The organism is Kitasatospora humi, assembly GCF_020907985.1.
Classification (GTDB): Bacteria; Actinomycetota; Actinomycetes; order Streptomycetales; family Streptomycetaceae; genus Kitasatospora; species Kitasatospora humi.
This window is the reverse complement of sequence record NZ_JAJJPA010000033.1, coordinates 42,196-65,097: the sequence shown is the minus strand read 5'-3', so window position 1 is coordinate 65,097 and position 22,902 is coordinate 42,196. Positions and strand designations below refer to the sequence as shown.

20 protein-coding genes are annotated in these 22,902 nt (G+C 71.5%); 10 read left to right on the top strand and 10 right to left on the bottom strand.

Annotation, left to right across the window (positions count from 1 at the left end; translation table 11 throughout):
* Nucleotides 1–11 precede the first annotated feature (11 nt).
* A complete protein-coding gene (locus LN042_RS26010) occupies nt 12–950 on the bottom strand; it encodes a DMT family transporter (RefSeq protein ID WP_230053798.1) in 939 nt (312 codons plus the stop codon).
* Nucleotides 951–1,059: 109 nt separating this feature from the next.
* Here LN042_RS26010 and LN042_RS26005 point away from each other — a divergent pair, with 109 nt between their 5' ends.
* From LN042_RS26005 to LN042_RS25990, 4 genes are all read left to right on the top strand, one after another.
* Nucleotides 1,060–1,968: a LysR family transcriptional regulator gene (locus LN042_RS26005; protein ID WP_230053797.1), complete on the top strand. Its 909-nt coding sequence runs from the start codon at nt 1,060–1,062 to the stop codon at nt 1,966–1,968.
* Nucleotides 1,969–2,472: 504 nt separating this feature from the next.
* Complete coding sequence (gene cutA, locus LN042_RS26000; protein ID WP_230053812.1) at nt 2,473–2,781, top strand: divalent-cation tolerance protein CutA; 309 nt, start codon at nt 2,473–2,475, stop codon at nt 2,779–2,781.
* 167 nt (nt 2,782–2,948) lie between these two features.
* On the top strand, nt 2,949–3,887 hold the full coding sequence (locus LN042_RS25995; protein WP_230053796.1) for an ATP-binding cassette domain-containing protein: 939 nt from the start codon (nt 2,949–2,951) through the stop codon (nt 3,885–3,887).
* Nucleotides 3,884–4,645, top strand: a complete 762-nt coding sequence (locus LN042_RS25990) for an ABC transporter permease (RefSeq protein WP_230053795.1) — start codon at nt 3,884–3,886, stop codon at nt 4,643–4,645. Before LN042_RS25995 ends, LN042_RS25990 begins: the two co-directional genes overlap by 4 nt.
* Here LN042_RS25990 and LN042_RS25985 read toward each other — a convergent pair.
* On the bottom strand, nt 4,629–7,748 hold the full coding sequence (locus LN042_RS25985; RefSeq protein ID WP_504871035.1) for an AfsR/SARP family transcriptional regulator: 3,120 nt from the start codon (nt 7,746–7,748) through the stop codon (nt 4,629–4,631). The two genes, LN042_RS25990 and LN042_RS25985, sit on opposite strands and share 17 nt — an antisense overlap.
* A gap of 203 nt (nt 7,749–7,951) precedes the next feature.
* On the opposite strand from LN042_RS25985, the gene LN042_RS25980 reads away from it, so the two are divergent.
* Nucleotides 7,952–8,941 (top strand): aldo/keto reductase, encoded by a 990-nt coding sequence (locus LN042_RS25980; protein ID WP_230053793.1) that lies wholly within the window; start codon nt 7,952–7,954, stop codon nt 8,939–8,941.
* Between the two features lie 94 nt (nt 8,942–9,035).
* Here the strand turns inward: LN042_RS25980 and LN042_RS25975 are convergent, their stop codons facing one another.
* From LN042_RS25975 to LN042_RS25965, 3 genes are all read right to left on the bottom strand, one after another.
* Nucleotides 9,036–9,701, bottom strand: a complete 666-nt coding sequence (locus LN042_RS25975) for a class I SAM-dependent DNA methyltransferase (RefSeq protein ID WP_230053792.1) — start codon at nt 9,699–9,701, stop codon at nt 9,036–9,038.
* Between the two features lie 90 nt (nt 9,702–9,791).
* Nucleotides 9,792–10,292 carry a hypothetical protein gene (locus LN042_RS25970; protein WP_230053791.1) on the bottom strand — a complete coding sequence of 167 codons (501 nt, stop codon included), beginning with the start codon at nt 10,290–10,292 and terminating at the stop codon, nt 9,792–9,794.
* Between the two features lie 153 nt (nt 10,293–10,445).
* Nucleotides 10,446–11,210, bottom strand: a complete 765-nt coding sequence (locus LN042_RS25965; protein ID WP_230053790.1) for an ATP-binding protein — start codon at nt 11,208–11,210, stop codon at nt 10,446–10,448.
* Nucleotides 11,211–11,386: 176 nt separating this feature from the next.
* Here LN042_RS25965 and LN042_RS25960 point away from each other — a divergent pair, with 176 nt between their 5' ends.
* Together LN042_RS25960 and LN042_RS25955 are read left to right on the top strand one after the other, a co-directional pair.
* Nucleotides 11,387–12,625, top strand: coding sequence for a helix-turn-helix transcriptional regulator (locus LN042_RS25960; protein WP_230053789.1), 1,239 nt, complete (start codon nt 11,387–11,389; stop codon nt 12,623–12,625).
* The gene (locus LN042_RS25955) at nt 12,622–12,993 is read left to right on the top strand and encodes a hypothetical protein (protein ID WP_230053788.1); all 372 of its coding nucleotides are present in this window, start codon (nt 12,622–12,624) and stop codon (nt 12,991–12,993) included. Before LN042_RS25960 ends, LN042_RS25955 begins: the two co-directional genes overlap by 4 nt.
* Nucleotides 12,994–13,008: 15 nt before the next feature.
* Here LN042_RS25955 and LN042_RS25950 read toward each other — a convergent pair whose 3' ends face one another.
* Entirely contained in the window at nt 13,009–13,812 is an 804-nt protein-coding gene (locus tag LN042_RS25950) for an NAD-dependent epimerase/dehydratase family protein (RefSeq protein WP_230053787.1), read from the bottom strand.
* A 61-nt stretch (nt 13,813–13,873) separates the two neighbouring features.
* Here LN042_RS25950 and LN042_RS25945 point away from each other — a divergent pair, with 61 nt between their 5' ends.
* Both LN042_RS25945 and LN042_RS25940 read left to right on the top strand, forming a co-directional pair.
* Nucleotides 13,874–14,377 (top strand): HAD domain-containing protein, encoded by a 504-nt coding sequence (locus LN042_RS25945; RefSeq protein WP_230053786.1) that lies wholly within the window; start codon nt 13,874–13,876, stop codon nt 14,375–14,377.
* Between the two features lie 142 nt (nt 14,378–14,519).
* The gene (locus LN042_RS25940; RefSeq protein WP_230053785.1) at nt 14,520–15,362 is read left to right on the top strand and encodes a GH25 family lysozyme; all 843 of its coding nucleotides are present in this window, start codon (nt 14,520–14,522) and stop codon (nt 15,360–15,362) included.
* 89 nt (nt 15,363–15,451) lie between these two features.
* On the opposite strand, the gene LN042_RS25935 is transcribed toward LN042_RS25940, so the two are convergent.
* Nucleotides 15,452–15,592 carry a hypothetical protein gene (locus LN042_RS25935; protein ID WP_230053784.1) on the bottom strand — a complete coding sequence of 47 codons (141 nt, stop codon included), beginning with the start codon at nt 15,590–15,592 and terminating at the stop codon, nt 15,452–15,454.
* A 329-nt stretch (nt 15,593–15,921) separates the two neighbouring features.
* Between LN042_RS25935 and LN042_RS25930 the strand changes: the two genes are divergently transcribed.
* Entirely contained in the window at nt 15,922–17,196 is a 1,275-nt protein-coding gene (locus LN042_RS25930; RefSeq protein ID WP_230053783.1) for a phenylacetate--CoA ligase family protein, read from the top strand.
* Between the two features lie 59 nt (nt 17,197–17,255).
* Here LN042_RS25930 and LN042_RS25925 read toward each other — a convergent pair whose 3' ends face one another.
* From LN042_RS25925 to LN042_RS25915, 3 genes are read right to left on the bottom strand one after another with little or no spacing between them, the layout of a single operon-like run.
* Nucleotides 17,256–19,805 (bottom strand): acyl-CoA reductase, encoded by a 2,550-nt coding sequence (locus LN042_RS25925; RefSeq protein WP_230053782.1) that lies wholly within the window; start codon nt 19,803–19,805, stop codon nt 17,256–17,258.
* Nucleotides 19,802–21,001, bottom strand: coding sequence for a LuxE/PaaK family acyltransferase (locus LN042_RS25920; RefSeq protein WP_230053781.1), 1,200 nt, complete (start codon nt 20,999–21,001; stop codon nt 19,802–19,804). The genes LN042_RS25925 and LN042_RS25920 overlap by 4 nt, the downstream gene beginning before the upstream one ends.
* A complete protein-coding gene (locus LN042_RS25915; protein WP_230053780.1) occupies nt 20,998–22,158 on the bottom strand; it encodes a GNAT family N-acetyltransferase in 1,161 nt (386 codons plus the stop codon). The genes LN042_RS25920 and LN042_RS25915 overlap by 4 nt, the downstream gene beginning before the upstream one ends.
* Between the last annotated feature and the right edge of the window lie 744 nt (nt 22,159–22,902).

Genomic DNA, 22,902 nt, shown 5'->3' with positions numbered 1-22,902 from the left:
GTCGCCGGGTGCTAGCCCTTGGCCCGCGGCCTCGCCTGGGTCAGGGCCGCGCCCGCCAGGACGATCACCGCGCCGATCGGGGTCGACCAGCTCATGGATTCGCCCAGGATGGCGACGCCCGCGACGGCGGCGATGACCGGGATGAAGTAGGTGACCATCTGGCCGGTCGTCGGGCCGACTTCGGCGACCAGGCCGTACTGGACGAGGACGGCTACGCCGGTGCCGAGCGTGCCGAGGGCGGCGACGGCCAGCAGTGGCAGCAGCCTGAAGTGGCTGGGCATCGTGGTGAACAGCGGTGTGACGATGGCCAGTTGGATGGTGGCGAGGAGCAGCTGGGTGCCGGTCAGACAGAGATGGGAGTGGCTGGAGCCGGCCAGGGTGCGGCGCACGTAGATCCAGCCGACCGGGTAGCTGAGCGAGGCCAGCAGCGCCAGTGCCGTGCCCGTGGCGTTCAGGCCGTGGAAGCCCTGCCAGGCGCCGAGCACGGTCAGGACGCCGAGGAAGCCCAGGCCGAGGCCGGCCACCCGCACCCGCGTCGGCCGGTCCTCGGAGAGGGCGACCAGGGACAGGGCCATGCCCCACAGGGGTGAGGCGGCGTTGCAGATGCCCGCCAGCGTGGACGGGATCGTCAGCTCCGAGTAGGCGAAGAGGGAGAACGGCAGCGCGTTCAGCAGGAACGCGGCGACCGCGAGGTGGGCCCAGGTGCGGATGCCGCGCGGGAGCCGCTCGCGCTTCACCGCCATGGTGGCCGCCAGCACGGCGGTGCCGAAGAACAGCCGCCCGAGCGCCACCTGGAGGGGCGCGAACCCCTCGGTGCCGAGCTTGATGAGCAGGAAGCTGAAGCCCCAGATCAGCGAGAGCAGGCCGAAGCGCAGGCGCCAGTCGAGGCGCGGACGGCTGTCGGGGCCTGCGGCGACCTCGACCTGGGGGCGGGTGGTGGTGGTGCTCATACCGGCAACCATGCTTGAGGCGATCTCGTAGCACAAGCGAGAATGCGCACGCAGTACCTCGTAGTATTGCTTACCTGTTGTGTGGCGCCGAAGCGAACCGGGAGCGGACATGTTGAACCTCGAACGGCTGCGCACCCTCGATGCCCTCGCCCGGCACGGCTCGGTGAGCGGTGCGGCGGACGCGCTGCACGTCACGACGTCGGCAGTGTCGCAGCAGATGTCCAAGCTGGAGCGCGAGGTGGGGCAGCAGCTGCTGGCCAAGAACGGGCGGGGCGTGCGGCTCACCGATGCCGGGCGGCTGCTGGCCGAGCACTCGGCGCGCATCCTCTCCCAGGTGGAGCTGGCCGAGTCGGAGCTGGAGGCGCACCGCGGCCAGGTCATCGGGGAGCTGCGCCTGTCCGCGTTCCCGACGGCCGCCCGCGGCCTGCTCCCCAGCGCGCTGGCCGCGTTGCGCGCCCGGCACCCGGCGCTGCGGGTCCGCTCCTGCGAGTTGGAGCCGGAGGCGGGCATCGCCGGTGTCGTCCGCGGCGACCTGGACCTCGCGGTCGTGCTCGACTGGTACAACAAGCCGATGCCGCTGCCCGACGGCCTGGTGAAGGCGCCGCTCCTGGACGACCCGGCCGACGTGGCCGTCTACGCGGACCATCCGCTCGCCGGCCGTGACGAGGTGGACCTGGGCGACTTCTGCGACGACGAGTGGATCACCTGGGGGGAGGGCGAGTTCTGCCACGAGTGGCTGCTGTTCACGCTGCGCTCGCGGGGCGTGGAGCCGGTCATCGGTCACCGCGCCGCCGAGACGCACACCCAGCTCGGACTGGTCGCGGCCGGGCTCGGGGTGTGCATCGCGCCGGTGCTGGGGCGCCGGCCGATCCCGCCGGGCGTGGTCACCGTCCCGCTCAAGCAGCACGTCCGCCGACACGTCTACGTGATCTGGCGCGCGGACGCCGACCGCCGCCCGTCGATCCGTGCGGCGGTCGAGGCGCTGCAGGTGGCGGCGGAGCACGTTCCCGCCAGCTAGCCGCCCCACTGCCGCCGGAGCGGCTCGAACGCGGGGTGAGCGCCTGGTGGCGATCCGTCAACCGGTCGGCCGGGCAAGGCGTGGCGGGCTCATCATGGTGTCCGGCCGGCCGTACGGAGAAGGGGATGGAGCGCCATGAGCAAGACCCCGTCAGCCGCTTCCGCCGGTCCGTCCTGGCCCGGCGGGCGGCGCGGTTCGCGGGGGCCGACCCGCCGGCCGCAGCGGCCGCGCCCGCCGTTCCGGCATCCGCCGCCGACGATCCCCGAGGCCGGCCGGTCGGGCGATCCGCAGCAGGAGGACGATCAGACCATGAGCCCGCAGAAGGAGCCCTCCGGGAGCCCGACCAAGCTGCCCGGCGTGCCGCCCCCGCCGCCCGGGCCCCGCAACCCGCCGGCGCCGGGCGGCAACCCGCATCTGCCGTCCGAACCACCGAAGAGACGGCGGGAGTCGAAGCAGCCGTCCGTCATGGACCGAGGAGCCCTGGAAGAGGCATGAGCGCATAACATCACCGTCCTGACCACCACCGACTCGGCCGAGCGGGCCGAGCAGCTCGCCCGCGCCGGGGTCGACGCGCGGGTCGCGGCCTGCGCGCAGATCGACGGTCCCATCACGTCGGTCTACCGCTGGGAGGGTGAAGTCCGCGCGGACCAGGAGTGGCGGGTGCTGTACAAGCTCCCGGCCCATCGGTTCGCCGAGCTGGCGGCGCTGATCGAGGCGAACCACAGCTACGACGTCCCGGAGGTCATCGCCGCCGACATCACCCATGGCAGCGACCGGTACCTGCGCTGGATCGACGCCGAGACCACGGGCTGACCGGGGACCACCGGCGGGGGGGGCGAGCCCGGCGAGCGGACCCGAGCCGCCCCTAGCGGCTCGCACAGCCCCGTTCTGACCAGGGATGACGCGGCGGACCGCCGTGTCAGGGGCCGTGTCAGCACTGTGTCAGGCGGGTGACAGCCCCGGCCGGGACAGTGGTCGGCATGAAGAGTTCAGCGATCGCGGTCTCCGGACTGCGGAAGACACACGGGAACAAGCTCGTGCTCGACGGCATCGGCTTCGAGGTCCCCGCCGGATCGGTCTTCTCCATGCTCGGCCCGAACGGCGCGGGCAAGACCACCACGGTGAACGTCCTGACGACCCTGACGAAGGCGGACGCCGGCACGGTGCGCATCGCCGGTCACGACGTGGCGACCGCGACCAGGCAGGTGCGCAAGGTCATCGGCGTGACCGGTCAGTTCGCGGCGGTGGACGAGCTGCTGACGGGCCGGGAGAACCTGCGGCTGATGGCGGACCTGAAGCGGGTGCGCTCCGGCGACCGGCTGGTCACGCGGCTGCTGGAGCGGTTCGACCTCGTGGAGTCCGCCGACAAGATGGCGGCGACCTACTCCGGCGGCATGCGCCGCAAACTGGACCTGGCGATGACGCTGGTCGGCGATCCGCAGATCATCTTCCTGGACGAGCCGACCACGGGCCTGGACCCGCGCAGCAGGCGCACCATGTGGCAGATCGTCCGCGAGCTGGTCGCCGAGGGCACCACCATCTTCCTCACCACCCAGTACCTGGAGGAGGCGGACCAGCTCGCCGACCGGATCGCGGTCCTGGACCAGGGCCACCTCGTCGCCCAGGGCACGCCCGAGGAGCTCAAGCGCCAAGTCCCCGGCAGCCACGTCCGGCTCCGCTTCGCCGACCTCTTCGAACTCGACCAGGCTGCGCGGGTGCTGACCGGCGCCACCCGGGACGACCAGGAGCTGACCCTGCGGGTGCCCGGCGACGGCGGACCCAGGTCGCTGCGGGCCCTGCTCGACCTGCTCGACGAACACCTGATCAACGCCGAGGAGTTCTCCGTGCACACGCCGGACCTCGACGACGTCTTCTTTGCCCTGACCGGTCAGACCACCACGGAGGCGATCGCACGATGAGCACTCTCACCACCTCGTTCGGCGACTCGGCGATCATGATGCGCCGCAACCTCAAGCACACGCTCCGGAACCTGGTCACGGTGTTCCAGGCGGTCCTGTTCCCCCTCGTGATGATGCTGATGTTCGTCTACGTCTTCGGCGGCGCCTTCAAGGTCCAGGGCAAGTACATCGACTACGCGGTGCCGGGGCTGCTCGTCATGGCCATCACCTACGGCCTGGGCCCGACCGCGGCGGCCGTCAACGGCGACATGACGAAGGGCATCATCAACCGGTTCAAGGCCATGGACGTCCCGCACGGTGCCGTGCTGGCCGGTCACGTCGTCTCCACGACGCTGCGCAGCCTGATCGCCGACGCGGCCATCATCGGCGTCGGCTTCGCGATGGGGTTCCGCCCGCACGCGAGCCCGCTCCAGTGGCTCGCCGCGATCGGCATCATGCTGCTGCTGGCCTTCGCCACCAGCTGGCTCACCGTCGCCATGGGCCTGGGCGCGAAGACCGTGGAGTCGGCGGGCATGGCCACCGTGCCGCTGATCATGCTGCCCTTCCTGAGCAGCGCGTTCGTTCCCGCCGACACGATGGGCCCCGGCATCCGGCAGTTCGCGCAGTACCAGCCGTTCACCCCGATCATCGAGACGCTGCGCGGCCTGCTCACCGGCCACCCGCAGACCGGCACCGCGCTCACCGCCCTCGCCTGGTGCGTCGGGCTCACGATCGCCGGCTACCTGTGGGCGGTGGCCACGTTCAGGAAGCGAGCGTGACCGCGACCAGCTCGGACCAGCTGGTCCGCTCCCCCTCCCGGGCCGCCTCGGCGAACTTCGCGTCGCCGAGGCGGCGGCGTGCGGTCCGCGTGATCCGAGCCACGTCCGGGTGGGAGCGGTCCGGCAGACCGCGCACGCCGACGCTCGCCGCGAGCAGCCGCGCGGCCTGCGCGTACTGGTCGCGGCGCACCGCCAGGTCCGCGACCCCGACGATCGCCTCCGCGATCAGCGGCGCATAGCCCGCCTCCGCCGCCGCCTCGCAGGCAGCCGCGCGGTGCGCCCGCGCCTCGTCGAGGTCATCGGCGAGGTAGCCGAGCAGCAGGTGCCGAAGCGCGCGGACGTGCACCCCCTCCGCCTCGTCGCCCAACAGGGCCGTGGCTACCCCGAGTTGCCGACGCGCCTGGTCGGCGTCACCGCCCCAGCGGGCGAGTTCCGCCCGCGCGAGGGCCAGCTCGGCCAGCGCGTTCGGCCAGGCGACCCGCTCCGCGTACCGCTGCGCCTCGGCGATGGCGGCCGCGCCGGCGTCCTCGTCGCCCAGCAGCCAGTACAGCTGCGCCTGCCGCGACCGCATCCGGATGACGTCCTCGGTGGCACCGACCTCGGTGACCACCGCGACCGCCTGCTCGTACAGCTCGCACGCCTGGGCCAACTCACCGCGCACGGTGATCCGGTCCGCCAGTTCCGTCAGGGCGAACGAGATGCCGAACCGTTCGCCGATCGCCCGGAATTCGGCGAGCGCCGCCTCCAGGTGGGCGTCCGCCTCGCGCCCCGCCTCACCGAGGAGGATCCGCATCTTCCCCATCTGCAGCCGGGCCAGTGCGCGCACCCAGGGATCCTCGTCGTCCAGCAGCGGTTCGAAGGCGGACGGCCCCGCGTCGGGGGCCTGGAGCATCCGCTCCAGCGGGACGACGAGCCTCATCGCCGGGTGGCGGCCCCGACTGTTCCGGCTGAACCGGTACGCCTGCTGGATCCACTCCGCGACCTGGTACTGGTCGCCCCGCCCGGCGCTGCCGAACATCACGATCAGGCCGTACACCGTGGCCCGGACCTCATCGGTCACCTCACCGGGCAGCCCGGTGGCCGCGGTGAGCAGCTCCAGGCCCTCGGCCCGGTGCCCGCCGAGCCACCAGTACCAGCCGCAGCCCGCCGCGAGCCGCATCGCCGCCTGCGCCCCGCCGGCCGCCAGCGCGCCCCGCATCGCGGCACCGAGGTTGTCGTGCTCGGCCGCCAGCACGGCCAGCCACTCCAACTGATCGGCCCGGCGCAGGTGCGGCTCCGCGGTCTCGGCGAGCTCGGTGAAGTGGGCGAGGTGCGCCTGGCGAGCCGCCTCCGCCTCCCCCGCCTCCGCGAGCCGCCGGCCGGCGTACTCCTTGATGGTGCCGATCATCCGGTAGCGCGGTGCTGCGTCGTCCGCCGCGAGCAGCAGCGACTTCTCGACCAGCGAGGTGAGCAGCTCCAGCACCTCCTCCGGCTCCACGCCGTCGCCCGCGCAGACCCGCTCGGCGGCCTCCAGGCCCGCCCCGCCCGCGAACACCGAGAGCCTGCGCAGCACCGCCCGTTCGGCGTCGGTGAGCAGCTCCCAGCTCCAGTCGACCACCGCACGCAGCGTCTTGTGCCGGGGCAGCGCGGTGCGGCTGCCGGAGGTCAGCAGGCGGAACCGGTCGTCGAGCCGGTTGGCGAGCTGGTCGACGGACATGGTGCGGAGCCGGGCCGCGGCCAGTTCGATCGCCAGCGGCATCCCGTCCAGGGCGCGGCAGACGCGCGCCATCGTCTCCAGCGTGCCGGCGTCGACCGCGAGGTCCTTGCGCACGGCGCTCGCCCGGTCGCGCAGCAGTCGGACGGCGGGGGAGGACTCCAGCGCGGTGGCGTCGGCGTACGCGTCGGGCAGGGCCAGCGGCTCGACCAGCCACAGCGCCTCGCCGGTGATGCCGAGCGGTTCCCGGCTGGTCGCCAGGATCCGCAGCCGCCGGCACTCCCCGAGCACCCGGTGGGCGAAGACCGCCGCCGACTCGATCAGGTGCTCGCAGTTGTCCAGGACCAGCAGCGCCTCCCGCTCGCGGATCGCGGCGATCAGACGGCCCGTCAGCTCCGCGTTCGGGGCGTCACCGAGCAGGGCGTCCCGCAGGCCGAGAGCGGCCAGCGCCGGCTGCGCCACGTCGGCGTCCGCGCCGGTGGCGGCGAGCTCCACCAGCCAGGCCCCGTCCGGCAGCTCGCCGAGCATCGCGCGCGCGGTCTCGGTGGCCAACCGGGTCTTGCCCGAGCCGCCCGGCCCGACCAGGGTGGTGAGCCGGTGCCCGGCGATGAGCTCGCGGACGGCGGCGACGTCGGCGTCCTTGCCGACGAAGCTGGTCAGCTCGGCCCGCAGATTGGTCCTGGGGCTCTCCTCGCGCCGCCCCAACTCGCCGCGCAGCAGGGCGACGTGCAGCGCGGACAGCTCCGGCGAGGGATCGGCGCCCAGCTCGTCGGCCAGGGCCTCCCGGGCGCGCTGGTACACCTGCAGCGCCTCGCTGTCGCGGCCGGCCGCGACCAGGGCGCGCATCAGCGCGGCGACCAGCCGCTCGCGCACCGGGTAGGCGGCCACCAGGTCGGTCAGTTCGGTGACCAGCTCCGCACCGCCCCCGAGGGCGACCTCCGCGTCGAACCGCTCCTCCCTGGCGGTCAGCCGCAGCCCTTCGAGCCGGACCACCGCCGCGTCCAACGCCTCGCTCTCCTGCAGACCGACGTCCTGCATGGCCGCACCGCGCCACAGCCCCAGCGCCTCGCGCAGCAGCCGCACCCGCTCCGAACCGTCCTCGGCACCGGCCTGAGCGGCGCCGACGAGGCGCTCGAACCGCACGGCGTCGACGGCATCGGGCGCCACCGCCAACCGGTAGCCGTCCGGCCGGCCATCGACCACCCCGTCCGGCAGCACCTTGCGCAGTCGGGAGACCAGGCGCTGCAGCGCGTTCGTCGCATCGGCCGGCGGGTGCTCCCCCCAGATCCAGTCGACCAGCGCCGACTTCGGCACCACGCGGCCCGGCCTGAGCGCCAGCGCCACCAGCAGCCCGCGCAACCGCGCGCCCGGCACGTCGGTCAGCCCCCCGTCGTCCGTGCGAATCTCCAATGGCCCCAGCATCTTGATCTGCACCCGCTGATACTGCCACGGGGGTTCGACGGGCATCCAGTTGGTGACGTGCCGGCAGTTGGCGAGGTGCGACCGCGGCGAGTGCCGCCAGCCGGCGACCGGCGACCGGCTCACCCAGGGACTGCCGCTCCCCGGATGCGCCGGTCCTGCCACCGGGCGCCGGAACCGGGCAGTCTGGTGCCATGACGAACCCCGACATCCGCACCCTGGGCCGCACCGGCCCCGCCGTCACCTCACCCGGGCTGGGCTGCATGGGCCTGTCCGGCGTCTACGGCGCCACCGACGACGACGAGAGCGTCCGCGTCATCCGCGCCTACCTCGACGGCGGCGGCACCCTCCTCGACACCGCCGACTTCTACGGCGCCGGCCACAACGAGATGCTGATCAGCCGGGCGCTGCGCGACCGCAGGCGCGAGGACGTCGTGCTCTCGGTGAAGTTCGGCGCGCTGGTCACGCTGGAGGGGATGCCGGTCGGCTTCGACGCGCGTCCGGCGGCGGTCCAGTCCTCGCTGGCGTACTCGCTGCGGCGGTTGGGCACCGACTACGTCGACGTCTACCGGCCGGCCCGACTCGATCCCGCGGTGCCGATCGAGGAGACCGTCGGGGCCGTCGCCGAGCTGCAGCAGAAGGGCTACGTGCGCCACATCGGGCTCAGCGAGGTCAGCGCCGACACCATCCGCCGGGCGGCCGCCGTCGCCCCGATCAGCGACCTCCAGATCGAGTACTCCCTGCTCAGCCGGGGCATCGAGGGCAACCGGATCCTGCAGACCTGCCGCGAACTGGGCATCGGCATCACCGCGTACGGCGTCCTGTCCAAGGGACTGATCGGCGGCAGCGGGACCGCCGGGGGCGGGCTGTCGCACTTCCCGCGGTTCCAGGACGGCAACCGCGAGTACAACCAGTCCCTGGTGGCCCCCCTGCGGGAGATCGCGGACGCGCACGGGGCCACGCTGGCGCAGCTCGCGATCGCCTGGGTCGCGGCGCAGGGCGAGGACATCGTCCCGGTCGTCGGAGCCCGGCGGCTCCAGCAGGTTGAGAGCCTCCTCGGCAGCGCCCAACTCCGGCTCGACGCCGAGGACCTGGCCCGGATCGAGCGCCTGCTGCCCCCCGGATCGGTCCGCGGCGACCGCTACCCGGCCCCCGCCATGACCCAACTCGACAGCGAGCGCTGACACCCGGCGACCCTGCAGGTGACCCGGAGGACCAGCCGCTGGGCCGGGCGGCTGGGTGCCGCGTAGCGCCCGGCGCTCTGTCGCGTGCCTGGCGCTACGGGCGCACGGCACGACCGATCAGCGTGCCGATGTGTCCCGGGGTGGGGGCGTGGAGCACGCTCACGTCCACGTGGACGAAGCCGGCCTCGGCGAGGAACCGCGCCCAGTCCTGCGGCTCGTAGCTGTAGCGGTAGGTGTACATTGCCGGTCCGGCGAAACCGCCCTTGTACATGCCCTGCGGCCCGTACGCTCCGGGGATCGCCGGCGGCTGCGAGAAGGCGAAGACGCCGCCCGGGTTCAAATGAGCGGCGACCAGGGGGAAAAGCCGCTCAGGGGCAGTGAACCAGGCCGCGCCGAAGACGGAGTACACGGCATCGAACCGCTGTCCGATGCTGTTCAGGTAGCCGAGAACGTCCGCCTGGACGAACTCCACGCCCAGCGGCTCCCACTGCGCGGCGGCGCGTTCGACCATCACCGGGGAGAGGTCGACGCCGGTGCCCTTGACGCCCTGTTGCGTCAGGTAGGCCAGGGCGCGGCCGGTGCCGCAGCCGATCTCCAGCGCCGTCCCGGGGCCGCCCAGCAGTTCCGGACCAGGGGCGCCAGGGTGGTCGTGGTACTGCGTCCAGCGGAATGCCGGTTCCAGGCAAGCCTTGAACACCGACTCGGCGTAGGCGTCCCAGAGCTGCCGTTCGTGGTCCAGGTCATGCGGGGCGATCGGCATCGGGACGTCCTCACTTGGTTTGGCCGGAACGGGAGGGACCCCGCCGTGGTGCACCGGCGGAGCCCCCACCTTAGAACGGCCCGTCAGCCGTCAGTGGCTGTCGGGGACCTTGCTGTCGCACGGGGAGCAATTGGCCCCATCGCGGGCCCAGAGCTCCTCATCGGGATCGAATCCGATCGAGCGCAGGAACTCGGCGGTGCTGATGACGGTGCCATCGTTGCGGCGCTGGATGAACGGAGCGTGGTGCTTGTAGATACCGCCGTTGTAGAGCTCGCAGAGGGCGAAGTAGACGGGGGTGTCGAGGATGACCTGGTGCACGCCGATGTCGACGACCTTGCCCACGCCCAGGTGGACGTCGGGGTGTTCCATGGACGCGATCACATACATCACGGCGTTGCCGAGGATCCGCTCGGCGAGGTCCTGGACCATGACCTCGTCGCGGAGCAACAGCGCGACCTCGCGATCCCAGATGGTCATACCGGAGTCGAGGATGTTGACGCTCAGGTGCTGGATGCGCGGCTGCACGGCGTTCAGCAGCTCACGGGGGTCCCGGGTGCGTGTGGTGCCGGGGCTGTGAAGGGTGAGGGTCACGACGGGGGTCCTCTCGGAGTGTTCGTGGTTCATGTCGGTGGTGCTGGAACAGGCAGTCGGACTGGCAAGCCTGTGGCCGGAGGTGCTCCGCCCGGAGCGCCGGGTGGTGACAAGGGGGCGCCAGGGTGACAGGTACCGACGCGTTGGCAGTGATCAGCCCTGTAGGTGGCCGAAGCTGCTGAGGTCGGCGTGGATGACCTTGCCGAGGGGCAGCAGCTCGGCGGCCCAGTGGCCGTGGGTGAGATGGTTGACCAAAGCAAGCCCGCGGCCGCCTTCAGCGTCGTCGCGGCTGCGGTCCTGGATGAGGACGGGCATCGCTCGCGAACCGTCGCGGACCGAGATCCTGACGCTGGCCTCGGCGGTGCGATGGATGGCGACCGTCATGTGTTGCCGGCAGCCGGTCTTGACCGCGTTGCCAACCAGCTCGCTGACGATCAATTCAGCCGAATCAAGCAGGTCGGCCAAGCCCCATTGACGCAGCGCGGATCGCACAAGGTGGCGAGCGGCACGGGCGGACTGCGGCTCGTAGGGCAGCTGAACGCGGGTGTGGTCCGCAGCAGGTGCTGCGGCCAGGGCCGTAGGAGGCGTCAGGGCGTCCGGATCACACGACAGCGTCCCGGGCCGCCCAGTCACTCGCCGCTCCCAGACCGGGCCCTGAAGATCACAGTGCAAGGCCACATCGTGTCGCAGCGGTGGCACCGCCCGTCGGCATTGGGACGTTCCTCCAGGAGCATCCGGTGCATGGCGGCGGCCGCCGGCTGGGGCACCAGGCGGCGCGGGAAGAACGGGAACTTGCGAGGATCCCCTGGAGGCGCGGCGCCGTTCTTGGACCAGGGACGCGGTGGGCGGATGGAATCGGCACTGTGCACCAGGGACTCCGGACGACGGAACGAGTTGGGCGAGGCGACGGATCGCCATGGGAAGCCGCCCTGAAGGCCGTGGGTCGGACTTCGGACTCACTCCTTCGGGGCTTCGCAGTGACCAGTGAACAACAATCAGTTACCGTGGCCCAGAGCAGAGTTGGAGCGCATCTCGGGCATTTCCAGCGCATTCCGGTCTTGGCCTGGGCTTTCGCATCCCCGGACGGAGGCAGCATGGCGTCGAGGCGTGACCGACTAGCGGAACGGCGCATCGCGCTGGGCTACAGTCAGGAAGGCTTCGCAGATGGATGCGGAGTCGCTACCTCAACGGTTGTGCGATGGGAGGCAGGCAGGGCCACTCCGCATCCCCACCAGCGGCCCAAAATGGCTCGGCTGCTTGAGCTGACCCCCGAGGAGCTGGACACAGTCCTGGCAGTCACTTCGGAGAGCACCGTCGCGCCGGAACAGCACCTCTCCCTCTCCGTAGACGGTGACACTGACGACATGCTCCGACGAGAAGTTCTGGCCCTCATCGCCGCCACCGGCGCTGTGATCTCTGTTCCTTCCGAACTTGCAGCCTCGGCCGGATCCCGCCCGGAAACGTCGTCCGATGCGGGGCAGTTCCTCTGGCAGCAATTCCGATCGGCCGGGTCGAAGCGGGACGCGATGACGCTCGTGCGGCAACGGATCTCTCGACTGGCGGATGGGCTGACCGGGCCGAACACAGAAGCTGAGCAGGCCTTCTTGTGCCAGCAGGTCGCGGATCTGTACCAGTTGGCTGGAGAGATCCTCTTCGACATGAATAGGTACGCGGATGCGGCGCAGTGCTACACACTCGCTGCTTCTGCCGCACGAGAGGTCAAGGCCCACGACTTGTGGGCCTGCTCGCTCACCCGTCAGGCCTTCACCCACCTCTACGGTCGGCGGCCGGCCACCGCGCTTCCCCTGTTGGGGGCTGCTGCCCGGGTCGCAGCTCGGGGCGATCCGCAGCTCTCCACACGCTACTGGGTGGCGTCGGTTCAGGCGGAGGCGTACGCAGGCCTCGGAGATGTGGATGCGTGCACAAGGGCGCTCGACCACGCCGAGCGCGTTCACGACTTGGTCGGTGAGGTCCATAACGGCGGGTGGTTGCGATTCGATGGCTCCCGACTTGCTGAACAGCGGGGGCTGTGTCACCTGGCCCTTGGGCAGACTGACGTGGCGGAGCGGTACCTGTCGACGGCCGTTCGCCAAGGCCTGTCTGCTCGGCGGCAAGGCGCGGTACTCGCGGATCTGGCGGAGCTGGGAGCTCGTCATCGCGATGTGGACGGCGTGGTGCACTACGGTTCAGCCGCGCTCGCCTTGGCGGAGCGAACCCGCTCCGGCTACATCGCGCGCAGACTGGAAGGGCTGCGTGGCACCCTTGCGCCGCTCATGTCGGACCCACGAATCTCGAATCTCACCGAGCAGATCACTTACCGAGGAGCATCATGAGCGAGACGACCGCGTTGGAGCCAGGCGAGTTCTTCCGTGAGGCGTGGGTGGCCGGGGTGAAGAAGTACTTTCCTGGCGAGCCGAAGGCCGGTTATGTGGCTGCGTGGGCGCAGACTCCGGAGTGGGAGCGGCAGGCTGCCGGGGCGGTGTACCAACAGGTTGCCGACTTCGTCCGCGTCTCGGGCGGCAGCACCGCGAAGCTCTCCCGGGAGCAGAAGGGGCGTTTCGTCGCGCTGTGCTGGATCGCCCAGATCTTCAAGCATTTTGACAGCCCGAAGGCGAGCTATGTGGCGGACTGGGACGAACTGCCGCAGTGGCAGCGGGAGACGGACAGCGACATCTTCGAGCGGATCGAGCAGTCGCTCTGAGTCCTGACTCCTGGGTCAGGGACGGAGGTGGCGGAGGGTGAACTCCGGCTCCGCGTAGGGGCCGGCCTGGGGGGAGTCGGGATCGGGCGGAGTGGTGGCGCCCGGGATGTCGGCTGCGTGGGCCTCGGCGTCGTCGACGGGGGTGTAGGCGAGGACATCGGGGGTGGGGAGTTCCCAGAAGCGGCGGGAGTTGGCGGAGACGGCGTAGGCGGTGGCGAACCGGGTCGACGCCGGGGCGGTCAGCGCGGCCTCGACGAACCCGATCGCGTCGCGAGGGCTCAACCAGGTGGCCAGGTGGCGAGGTTCGCTGGGGGCCGGTTCGAAGCTGCCGATCCGCAGACAGATGACGGACAGCCCGAACTTGTCCGCGTAGAGCCGCCCCAGCGCCTCCACCGCCACCTTGCTCACCCCGTACAGTCCGTCCGGACGCACCGGTTCCGCCGGGCCGGTGCGGTGACCGGTGGCGTAGAAGCCCGTGACCCGGTTGCTGCTGGCCAGCACCACCCGGCGGATCCCGCAGCGGCGGGCGGCCTCGAGGACGTTGTGGGTGCCGAGCACGTTGGCGTCCAACAGGTCGGGCAGCGGGGCCTCGTCGGGGATGCCGCCCAGGTGGAGGACGGCGTCGACTCCCGCGAGCGCTGACTCCACGGCGGCCGCGTCGCGCAGGTCGACGGTGTGCACCGTCTCGTCCGCGTGCTCGGCAAGGAGCGGAACGCGGTCGAGCAGCACCAGCCGCGTTGCCCTTCCGCGCAGTGCCGTGCGGATCACCCGCCCGATCGTCCCCGCCGCACCGGTGACCGCGACTGCTCCCAGTGTCATCGCTCCCCCTACCGCTGAACTGCATTGACGCCCCGACCGATCCACTGGCAGCGTAACGGGCGTGACCGGCTCGGCGCAGCGCCCGCTGCTCTTCCTCGACGTCGACGGCCCTCTGATCCCGTTCGGGGGTGACTCCCGGGCGTATCCGAGCCACCCGGATTCCGCCAGGGTCGCGGCTGCCATCGGGCACCCGTTGCTGGCCCGGCTGGACCCGGCGCACGGGCCCCGGCTGTCCGCGCTGCCCTGCGAGTTGGTGTGGGCTACCACGTGGCAGGGGGAGGCGAACGAGTGCCTGGCTCCACTGCTCGGCCTGCCGGTGCTGCCCGTCGTGGAGTGGCCGGACGGCCTGCCGGCGGTTCCGGGGGCGCACTGGAAGACGGTGGCCCTGGTGTCCTGGGCCACCGGACGGCCGTTCGCGTGGGTGGACGACGAGATCAGCGACGCCGACCGGGTGTGGGTGGCGGCGCATCATCCCGGTCGTGCGCTGTTGCACCGGGTGGATCCGGAAGTCGGCCTGGCCGACTTTGACTACCGGATCATCGCCTCCTGGCTGGGACAACGCTGATCGTCGGACCAATGTGGGCGGGTGGAGTTTGCCCCTGGTGGTGGCCGGTCAGAACGTGGGTGTCCGGCGGGCAGAGGGTCGGGAACGCCTTCACGCCGCACGCTCCGGCCCTCCTCGCCACCCTCACGAAAGAGGACTCCTGATGGGCATCTTCGGACAGGACTGGGCGTCCTACCAGTCGGCCAACCCGGACACCACGGGACTCAGCTTCGCGTTCATCAAGGTCACCGAGGGCCTGACGTACACCAACCCGGGGTGGGCCGGCCAGCGCAACGCGGCGCGCAACGCCGGGCTGGTGGTCGGCTACTACCACTACCCGGACATGCGGAACTCGGCGCAGACGGAGGCGGACCACTTCCTCTCGGTCGCGCAGCCGGCCGCCGGCGAGCTGCTCTGCCTGGACTGGGAGGGCTACGACACGGCCAACTCGGGTGTCTCGCACCCGGACCAACTGGCGTACAAGGAGGCCTTCCTGCGGCACTTGAAGACCTCGGCCCCGCACCAGCCGGTCGGCATGTACTGCAACGCCGACTACTGGAACAACGTCGACACCACCGGCTACTTCCAGGACTTCCTGTGGATCGCCACCGAAGGCCGGCCGGCCGGGCAGCCGGGTGTCAACGCGAACTGGCTGTTCCACCAGTACAGCAGCGGCGGCGGTGTCGACCAGGACTTCTGCCACCTCGGCAGCACCGCCGAACTGCGCTCCTGGGCCCAGAGCTTCGGGTCGGCCGCCCCGCCGTGGCCCGGTTACGACTTCCAGCTCCAGGCGAACGAGATGCACGACGGCAACATCCGCACCTGGCAGCAGCAGATGCACGACCGCGGCTGGCAGATCACCGTGGACGGCTGGTACGGCCCCGCGTCGGCGAGCATCTGCCGGCAGTTCCAGCAGGACAGCACCAACCACGGTTGGCCGCTGACCGTGGACGGCATCGTCGGCCAGGCGACCTGGCGGGCGACCTGGGAGCGGCCGGTCAGCTGACGGGCGGGGCGGTGCGGGCGCGGCCGGTGCCGGCTCAAGAAGCGGGCCGGTGCCCGCGAACGGGCACGACGACCACCGCCTGACGCCCGTCACCGGCCTCGGGACCGCAGCACGCCCAACCCGACAGTCGCCACCACGGACACCGCGAGCACCACCAGAGCGGGTCCCAACCCCTCGCCGTCGACCACGGCCAGAACCACCACCCGCAACCCCGAACTGATCAATCGCACCCGCGCACCATACCGGCCGCCCACCGCGGCGGCGTCCGCCGGCCGCGCCGCCACGGCCCCGGGTCGGCGAGCGTCTGCCGGCAGTTCCAGCAGGACGGCACCAACCGCGGCTGGCCGCTGACCGTGGACGGCATCGTCGGCCCGGCCACCTGCCGGCCACCTGGCGGGCGACCTGGGAGCGGCCGGTCAGCTGAGGAGCACGGGCGCGGGCCGGGGTTCCGTGGGACCCGACTGAGCGTCAGGACTCCGTGATCAAACGGTCGTCGACTGTCCTAGGGTGAATCACAGCAGGACCACCGTCCTGACACATTTCGGCGGAAGTGACACCCATGACCGACGCTCACGCGAGCACCCCCGCGGACCTCATAGCCTTCGCCCGCGCCCACTCGCCCTTCTACCGTGACCTCTACGCACACCTCCCCGCGGACGTCGCCGACCTGGCCTCCGTCCCGCTCATCGACCACACGGCCTTCTGGCAGGCCCACACCGTCGCGGACAGCAAGCTGCTGACCGGCCCGCACACCGACGGCATCGTGTTCAAGACCGGCGGCACCACCGGGATGCCGCGGATCTCGTTCTACACGCGGTCCGAGTGGCGGGCGATGGCACGGCGGTTCAGCGCCGGACTGCCCGCGGCCGGGGTGCGGCCCGGGGACCGGGTGGCGAACCTGTTCTATGCCGGGGAGTTGTACTCCAGCTTCGTCTTCACGCTCAACCTGTTCCAGGAAGCCCAGGTGCCGACCGTGCAGTTGCCGATCGGTGGGGCGGCCGCGCCGGACCAGGTGGTGGCGACGATGCGGGACTTCTCCGCCACCGTGATCGCCGCGCTGCCGACCTCGCTCTCCCGGCTGGCGAGCGAAGTGGTGGACACGGTGGGCAGCATGCCGCTGATCCGGTTGGCGCTGTTCAGCGGCGAGGCGTTCCACGATGACCAACTGCCCTTGATCAAGCAGGCGTTCCCCAACATCACGGTCCGATCGATCGGTTACGCGAGCGTGGACGCCGGGGTGCTGGCTGCCCCCGTGGCCGGAGAGTCCGACAGCCGGGTGCACCAAGTACTCACCCCGGAAAAGGTGGTGGAGCTGCTGGACCCGGTCACCGGCGAGCCGATCGAGGAGCCGGGGCGGCCCGGGCGGGTGGTGGCCACCGACCTGGTGCGGCGGCTGACGCCGGTGATCCGCTACCCGGTGGGCGACCTGGCCGAGTGGGTGGACTTTCCCAGCCGCACCTTCCGGCTGTTGGGCCGCGCCGAGGAGGGCGCCCGCGTCGGACCGGTGAGCATCTTCCTGGAGGACCTGCGGGCCCTGGTGGCCGACACCGACACCGACGGCCGGATCGGCGGCCTCCAGGTGGTGGTGCGCCACTTCGACGGGCGCGACCAGATGACCCTGCGGCTGGCCGACAGCACCCCGCAGGCCGCCGGCCGGGACGCGCTGGAAGCTGCCATCACCGGCCAACTCGCCGTGCGCAGGCCGCTCTTCGCCGACCAGGTGGCGCGCGGGGCGATCCACCCGGTGGCCGTGGAGTGGGTCGGGCCGACCGGCCTGGCCGTCAATCCGCGCAGCGGCAAGGCGATCCGGCTGCTGGACGAGCGGATCGGCTGACCGCGGGCCGCGGCACCGGGGGTGACGGCGGCCGCCGTCACCCCCGGTGCACGGGGACGTCAGCCGACCCGCAGGTCGACCACCTCGCGGAGCTTGCCGCTCGCGCCGGTCCGGGCCAAGGCGTCCACCGGCGCCGCCTCGACCCGCAGCTCGACCACGCGGTCGCGGACGACGTCGGCAGCCAGCTGCGGGTACTCGGCCAGGTACGCCTCCGCCGGCCGCGCGGCGTCACGGTCACCGGCCTCGAAGCCGCCCAGTAGGACGGTCAGGGTGGTGACGGCCGACCCGGCGCCTTCCTCCACCACCAGCTGGACCGGGCCCACGTGGTCCAGGGCCTCCTCCGCGATCGCCACGAAACGGCGGTAGTTGAGGAAGTGCCCGCCGGCCCGGAAGACGTCACCGAAGCGGCCGAGCAGTTCGAACCGCGGGGTGCGCCGCCCGCACGGGCAGTCGCCCTCGACCCAGCGGCCGAGGTCGCCGATCTCGTACCGGTCCAGCCGCTGGCCGCGCCGGGTGTGGGCGGTGAAGACCAGTCGGCCGGCCCCGCCCGGGGCCACCGGGCGGTCCTCGGCGCGGTCCAGGATCTCCAGCGTCTGCACGCCGCTGAACAGGTGGTGCACCCGGTCACCGGCGTGCGCGCACTGGTAGCCGAGCGGTCCGGCGTCCACGCTTCCGTAGGCCGCCGAGCGGATCAGCTCCACGCCGAACTCCTCGCGCAGCCAGTCCTGCCGGCGCCGCGGGAAGTGCTCGCCGCCGAAGAAGACCTTCCGCACGCCCCGGTAGGCGCGCAGCGTCGCCGCGCCCTCGGTGAAGACCTGCAGCAGGTAGTTCGGCATCCCGAACAAGGTGTCCACCCGGTTGTCGACGATCGCACGGGCGACCATCGCATGGTCCTCCTGCCCCGCCATCGGGAACTGCACGGCCTGCATGGTCTCCAGCACCGAGTGGAAGCTGAGGAAACCGCCGGCCAGCTGCCCGGCGAAGAACAGGTTCATCGACCGGTCGGTGCGCGGGTCGAACCCCGCCGCCAGCAGGCCCTCAGCCCCCGAGCGCATGTGCTCGTGGTAGTCGTCCCAGGCGAAGGCGGAGAGCTTGGGGGCGCCCGAGCTGCCACCGCTGCGGAAGAACACCTCGGCCCGGCTCACGTCGCCCTGCAACCGGTCGAACTCGTCCTTGCCGGTGACCGGGACCTGGGGGACCGGCAGGTCCCGCACGCCCACCAGGTCGTCGAGGCAGGCGTCGGAGCGGAACCGCTCGTCGAGCTGGACGTCCACCCGGCGGCTGTAACGCTGCAACGCGTAGACGCCGTCGTGCGGTTCGCCGTTGTAGCTGTCCAGCATCCCGCCCGGGACGGTGACGCGCTGGGCACCGGCGGTCAGCACCAGGCCGGCCAGCACGGCGGTGTCGGCCCGGTCGGCGCCGAGTCCCACCGTCTGCAGGTAGCGGCGCATCGGGCGCAGCACCTCCACGATCCGGGTGCGCGGCAGCGGCTTGACCCACACGGTGCGGTGCAGCGGGGAGGCACGCAGCGCGCTGCGCAGGTCGGCGAGGACGTGCCAGTTGCCGCCAGGGTCGGAGTGCACCCGGGTCAGCCCCAGGTGCTCCTCCAGGCCGGCCACCAGCACGGTGTTGCTGATCTCGGCGCTCTCCAGCAGCGCACGCTCGCGCAGGTCGAGTCGGCCCACCGCATCGGCCAACACGGCGGCCAAGCGCTCGGCGAAGGCGAACACCTGCTCCTCGTCCTCGGTGTCCAGGTAGACGACCTGCGGGCTGGAGCACGCCTGCTGGTCGAGCCGGCAGATGTCGGCGGCGATCCCGCGCAGCGTGGTCGGATCCGCCCAGCACTCCTCGGTGAGGTAGGCGAAGGAGAGCTTCGGCCCCCAGTCGACCAGCCGGCAGCCGGCCGGCACCAGTTCGCCCACTCCGGCCAGCGCCTCCTCGCCGCCCCAGGCGGCCACCGCGTCCGCGGGGGCGCAGAGCCGCTCCAGCCAGTCGGTGCGGCTGGAGGGGAAAGCCAGCACGATCACCCGGCGGGCGATCGCGCCGCTCGGGTCGAGTGCGGCGAGCTGGGCCAGCAGCTGCTGGGTGAAGCGCGACCCGCCACTGGTCTTGGCGGCGTTGACGTTCCCGGCCAACAGGCCCTCGATCACGCTCAACGCGCCGGCAGCGGGCGCGTTGCCCGGCGTGACGTGCACCAGCAGGCCGACCGGCAGCCAGCCCTCGAAGATCTCCCGGCGGAAGTCGAAGCGGGCCAGGCGGCCGGGGTCGGTGCCGCCGAGCTCGCGCATCAGCTTGGTCTCCAGCGCCTCGCGTTCCAGCGCCCCGGCGATGTCGCGCAGGGTGCGCTCGGCCTCGGTCCGGTCGACCCGGGCCGCGGCCAACTCCTCGGCCAGCAGTTTGCGCTGGGCACTGGCCGGGTCGCGCAGCGCGGCGGACAGCAGGTCGCAGGCGGCCAGGACGGTCAGCGGGCTGAGCCGCGGCTCGGCAAGGACCGAGCGGACGTCGGCGTCCAGCTCGTCCAGGCGGCGGCCGGCCTCGGCATCGTCGATGAACTCGCCCTGCCAGTAGTGCGGCCGGTCATCAGCGAGCGTTTGCGGTGCGGCGGTCACGACTTCCCCTTGAGCAGTTCGGCGGCGGCGATGGCGCAGCTGCGGTTACGGCTGAGTGCGGCCCGCCCGTGCACGGTGAACCAGGGCGTGGGCAGCCCGCAGCCGCACTCCTCGGGCGCGTGCTGCGAGACCAGGTCGGCCATCAGGACGGACTGGGCGGGCACCGAGGTGATGTAGGGCGAGATGAACTGGGCGTAGCCGCGTTCGCCGTAGCCCAGCGGCCGCAGGGTCCGCACGTCGCGCACCAGCATGCGCGACCAGGTGGGCACGTGCAGGTGGTGGTGGGCGCACTCCATGTAGAGCACGGAGTGCTCGACCGCGCCGAACCCGTCCCTGATCCGCTCGTCCGGAATGCCCAGTTGCTCGTGGATGCGCCGGTACAACTCCGGCTTGGCCACCTGGCGGTCGGCGTTGGCCTTCCAGCCGCCGCCGAAGACCACCAGTGATTTCGGGTGCAACTCGATCGGCGGCAGGCCGAGTTCGCGCATCCGGTCGAGGGTGAAGGACAGGAAGGAGGGGAACCCGAGGATGCGCACCGGGGCGCCCTCCTCGGCGAACCGCAGCAGTGCGCGCACGCAGCCGAACGGGTCGAACTCATGGCCGCTGCCGGTGTGCTTCAGCGCGTACTCGGCCGAGCGGACCGGTGCGAAGTGGGCCAGGTACTCGTCGGTGAACGAGGTACCGAGGTTCAGACCCGGACGCGGCTGGTAGTTCGTCAGCAGGTAGTTGACCGGCTCCTGCTCGCCGAGCCAGCCGTAGCGGTCGAAGATCCGGGCGACGATCCGCTGCCCGTTGCGCAGCGTCCAGTCGTCGAAGAACATCTGCGACTTCTGCCCGGTCGTGCCCGAGGAGGTCAGACGTATCGTCACGTCCTGCTCGGGTATCGACACCACCTCGTGCGCCTTGAAGAAGTTGGCGTGCACGAAGGGCAGCCGGGCCAGGTCGGCGGCCGACTCCAGTGGCCGCTCGGCGGCGGGGCTGGACGCCCAGAGCCTGCCGAAGAACGGCGAGCGGGCGGCGTGCCAGGCGTTCGACTCGTTCATCGCCCGGGCGAAGAGCTCGTCGAGTTCGGGGCCGGCGAGGTAGGGCTCGGCCACGTCGAAGAGCTGCTGGACGTGTCCGAGCGCGGCCGGGTCGGGGACCTGGACCGGTTCGAGGTAGCGGCTCGCCAGGTCCACCGGGGTGGTTGCACTCACTGGAACACCTCGTGCGTGTTGAGGTACTGCTGCTTCCACAGCTCGATGTACTGCTCGGTGAACGGCTGGAAGGCCGCGTCGATGGACAGGCCGCGGAAGTCCAGCGGCTGCAGGCTGCGCGTCATCACCACGTAGTCGCGGAACCCCTCGTCCTGCCGGCGCATCGCCGGGTAGGCGGCGGCGGGCAGGAAGCCGTGCGCGAGCAGCAGCCGCAGGTCCTCGTAGCGGTCAAGCGGCAGCAGCGCCTCGATGTGCGAGGCGCCTCCCGCGGCCAGCCGGGCGATCAGGGCCTCGAAGACGGGGGACAGCGTCGCGAAACCACCGCCGGCGGTGCCGATCAGCGCGCAGTAGCCGTCGGTGCGGTTCAGCTGGGCGTAGACCTCGTGGGCGCCGTCCGCCGAGGAGAGCATCACGTTGGGCGTGTGGAAGGGGTAGAAGCGCTGCTCCGGATCGGCCAGCACCTCGGCGGTGCGGCGGGCCACGAACCGCGGGGCGTCGACGAACTCCACCTCGACGTCCACGGACCGCCGCCGGCGCTCCGGCAGCGGCTCGTGGTCGATCACGGGCAGCGGCTGCTCCGGCAGGCCGACTGCCTGGTGCAGCGCGCGGACCAGATCGGCCAGGCCGGCAGGCACCCGCTCCACCGGCAGCCGCCGGGTCAGGACTCCCGGGCGGTGCTTGGCCAGCAGCACCATGGTCTCGTGCTCGTCGGCCTTGCGCAGGTTGGGGAAGATGCCCAGCGCGCGGAAACCGGCGCTCAGGCAGACGCGCTGCGGCGCGGTCGAGTTGGTGCGTGCGGTGGCGTAGACCGAGTCGGCGGGCGGCCGGACGCCGTCACCCGTCAGCAGTGATTCGGCGAGCCGGCGCACCGCCTGGTGTGCCAGACCGGCGCCCCGGGCATCGGGATGGATCACCAGCCCCTGGAGCTTGCCGAGCCGCTCGCGGGGATCGAGGGTGCCGATGATCGTCCCGACGATCCGGCCGCTGCCCGGCTCCCGGGCCGCCAGCCAGGTGGTGTTCGGGTCGGCGATCTCCCGTGCCATCACGGCGGGATCAGTGCCGATCGGCAGCGCGTAGCCGCTGCCGTAGACCTGTCGATAGAGTGCTAACAGTTCGTTGATGTCGCTCTGCTGAACGGCAGAGAACTGCTGATTCAAAATACCTCCCCAGTCTTGCCGACGCACCGACGGGTCGCGGCGGTACGCCAGGGTGGGCAGTCCTCGTGTTCGAATGCGCGGCCCTGGTGGGGTCGGGTGGCATACGGGAGTCCGCGTAGGGCGGGTCACCGTGCCGCAATTCCGCCGGAGTGGGGTGCCCGGCGGCCTGCCGGCCGAAAGGAGGAGACGGCCGCGCAATCGCGCGGTCGATGCCCTCATGGTAGTCCGGGTCAAACGGAGTTGACCACGCGTCACCTCGTTGACCTGCACAGATGGACACCAGGTGCGACTGAGATCACAGGATGTCCATGTCCCGGCGCTCCGCTCAGTGGCAAACCGGCCGCAGTTGGACCACTTTTCGGACAAGTGCCCGCTGGTCTCCCGGAGCTCGGGAGGTGCGCGTACTTTTGCCATGGTGGCAAGGGGCGCTGCTCGACATTCCAGTGAACTCCGTGGAAACGCAACGGCATTCCCGGTGGAATGCGCACCGGAGCCGGGTGGCGGGTCATGGAACAGCGGCTCATCGGCGTGCTCCAACGGAGTCCGGGAGTTGGAGGAACGCGCCCGGGTCGCGCCTTCCCCCAGTGGCAGGGGGCGACAGGGTGCCCCGCGGGGCTCCGGGCGGAGGAGTGGGGTGCGGGGGTCTGCGGCGCCGGCGTGGACCCGAGCACCAGGACGGGCCGGGGCGATGCGTGAGGTGCTGCCGGCGATCCGGCGTACCGACCAGTACTTGACGCAGCCGGC

Bases quoted from the DNA above. Each gene is read 5' to 3' on its own strand.
- LN042_RS26010 (WP_230053798.1), bottom strand. From the start codon at position 950: ATGAGCACCACCACCACCCGCCCCCAGGTCGAGGTCGCCGCAGGCCCC.
- LN042_RS26005 (WP_230053797.1), top strand. From the start codon at position 1,060: ATGTTGAACCTCGAACGGCTGCGCACCCTCGATGCCCTCGCCCGGCAC.
- LN042_RS25995 (WP_230053796.1), top strand. From the start codon at position 2,949: ATGAAGAGTTCAGCGATCGCGGTCTCCGGACTGCGGAAGACACACGGG.
- LN042_RS25990 (WP_230053795.1), top strand. From the start codon at position 3,884: ATGAGCACTCTCACCACCTCGTTCGGCGACTCGGCGATCATGATGCGC.
- LN042_RS25980 (WP_230053793.1), top strand. From the start codon at position 7,952: ATGACGAACCCCGACATCCGCACCCTGGGCCGCACCGGCCCCGCCGTC.
- LN042_RS25975 (WP_230053792.1), bottom strand. From the start codon at position 9,701: ATGCCGATCGCCCCGCATGACCTGGACCACGAACGGCAGCTCTGGGAC.
- LN042_RS25965 (WP_230053790.1), bottom strand. From the start codon at position 11,210: ATGGCGATCCGTCGCCTCGCCCAACTCGTTCCGTCGTCCGGAGTCCCT.
- LN042_RS25960 (WP_230053789.1), top strand. From the start codon at position 11,387: ATGGCGTCGAGGCGTGACCGACTAGCGGAACGGCGCATCGCGCTGGGC.
- LN042_RS25955 (WP_230053788.1), top strand. From the start codon at position 12,622: ATGAGCGAGACGACCGCGTTGGAGCCAGGCGAGTTCTTCCGTGAGGCG.
- LN042_RS25950 (WP_230053787.1), bottom strand. From the start codon at position 13,812: ATGACACTGGGAGCAGTCGCGGTCACCGGTGCGGCGGGGACGATCGGG.
- LN042_RS25940 (WP_230053785.1), top strand. From the start codon at position 14,520: ATGGGCATCTTCGGACAGGACTGGGCGTCCTACCAGTCGGCCAACCCG.
- LN042_RS25930 (WP_230053783.1), top strand. From the start codon at position 15,922: ATGACCGACGCTCACGCGAGCACCCCCGCGGACCTCATAGCCTTCGCC.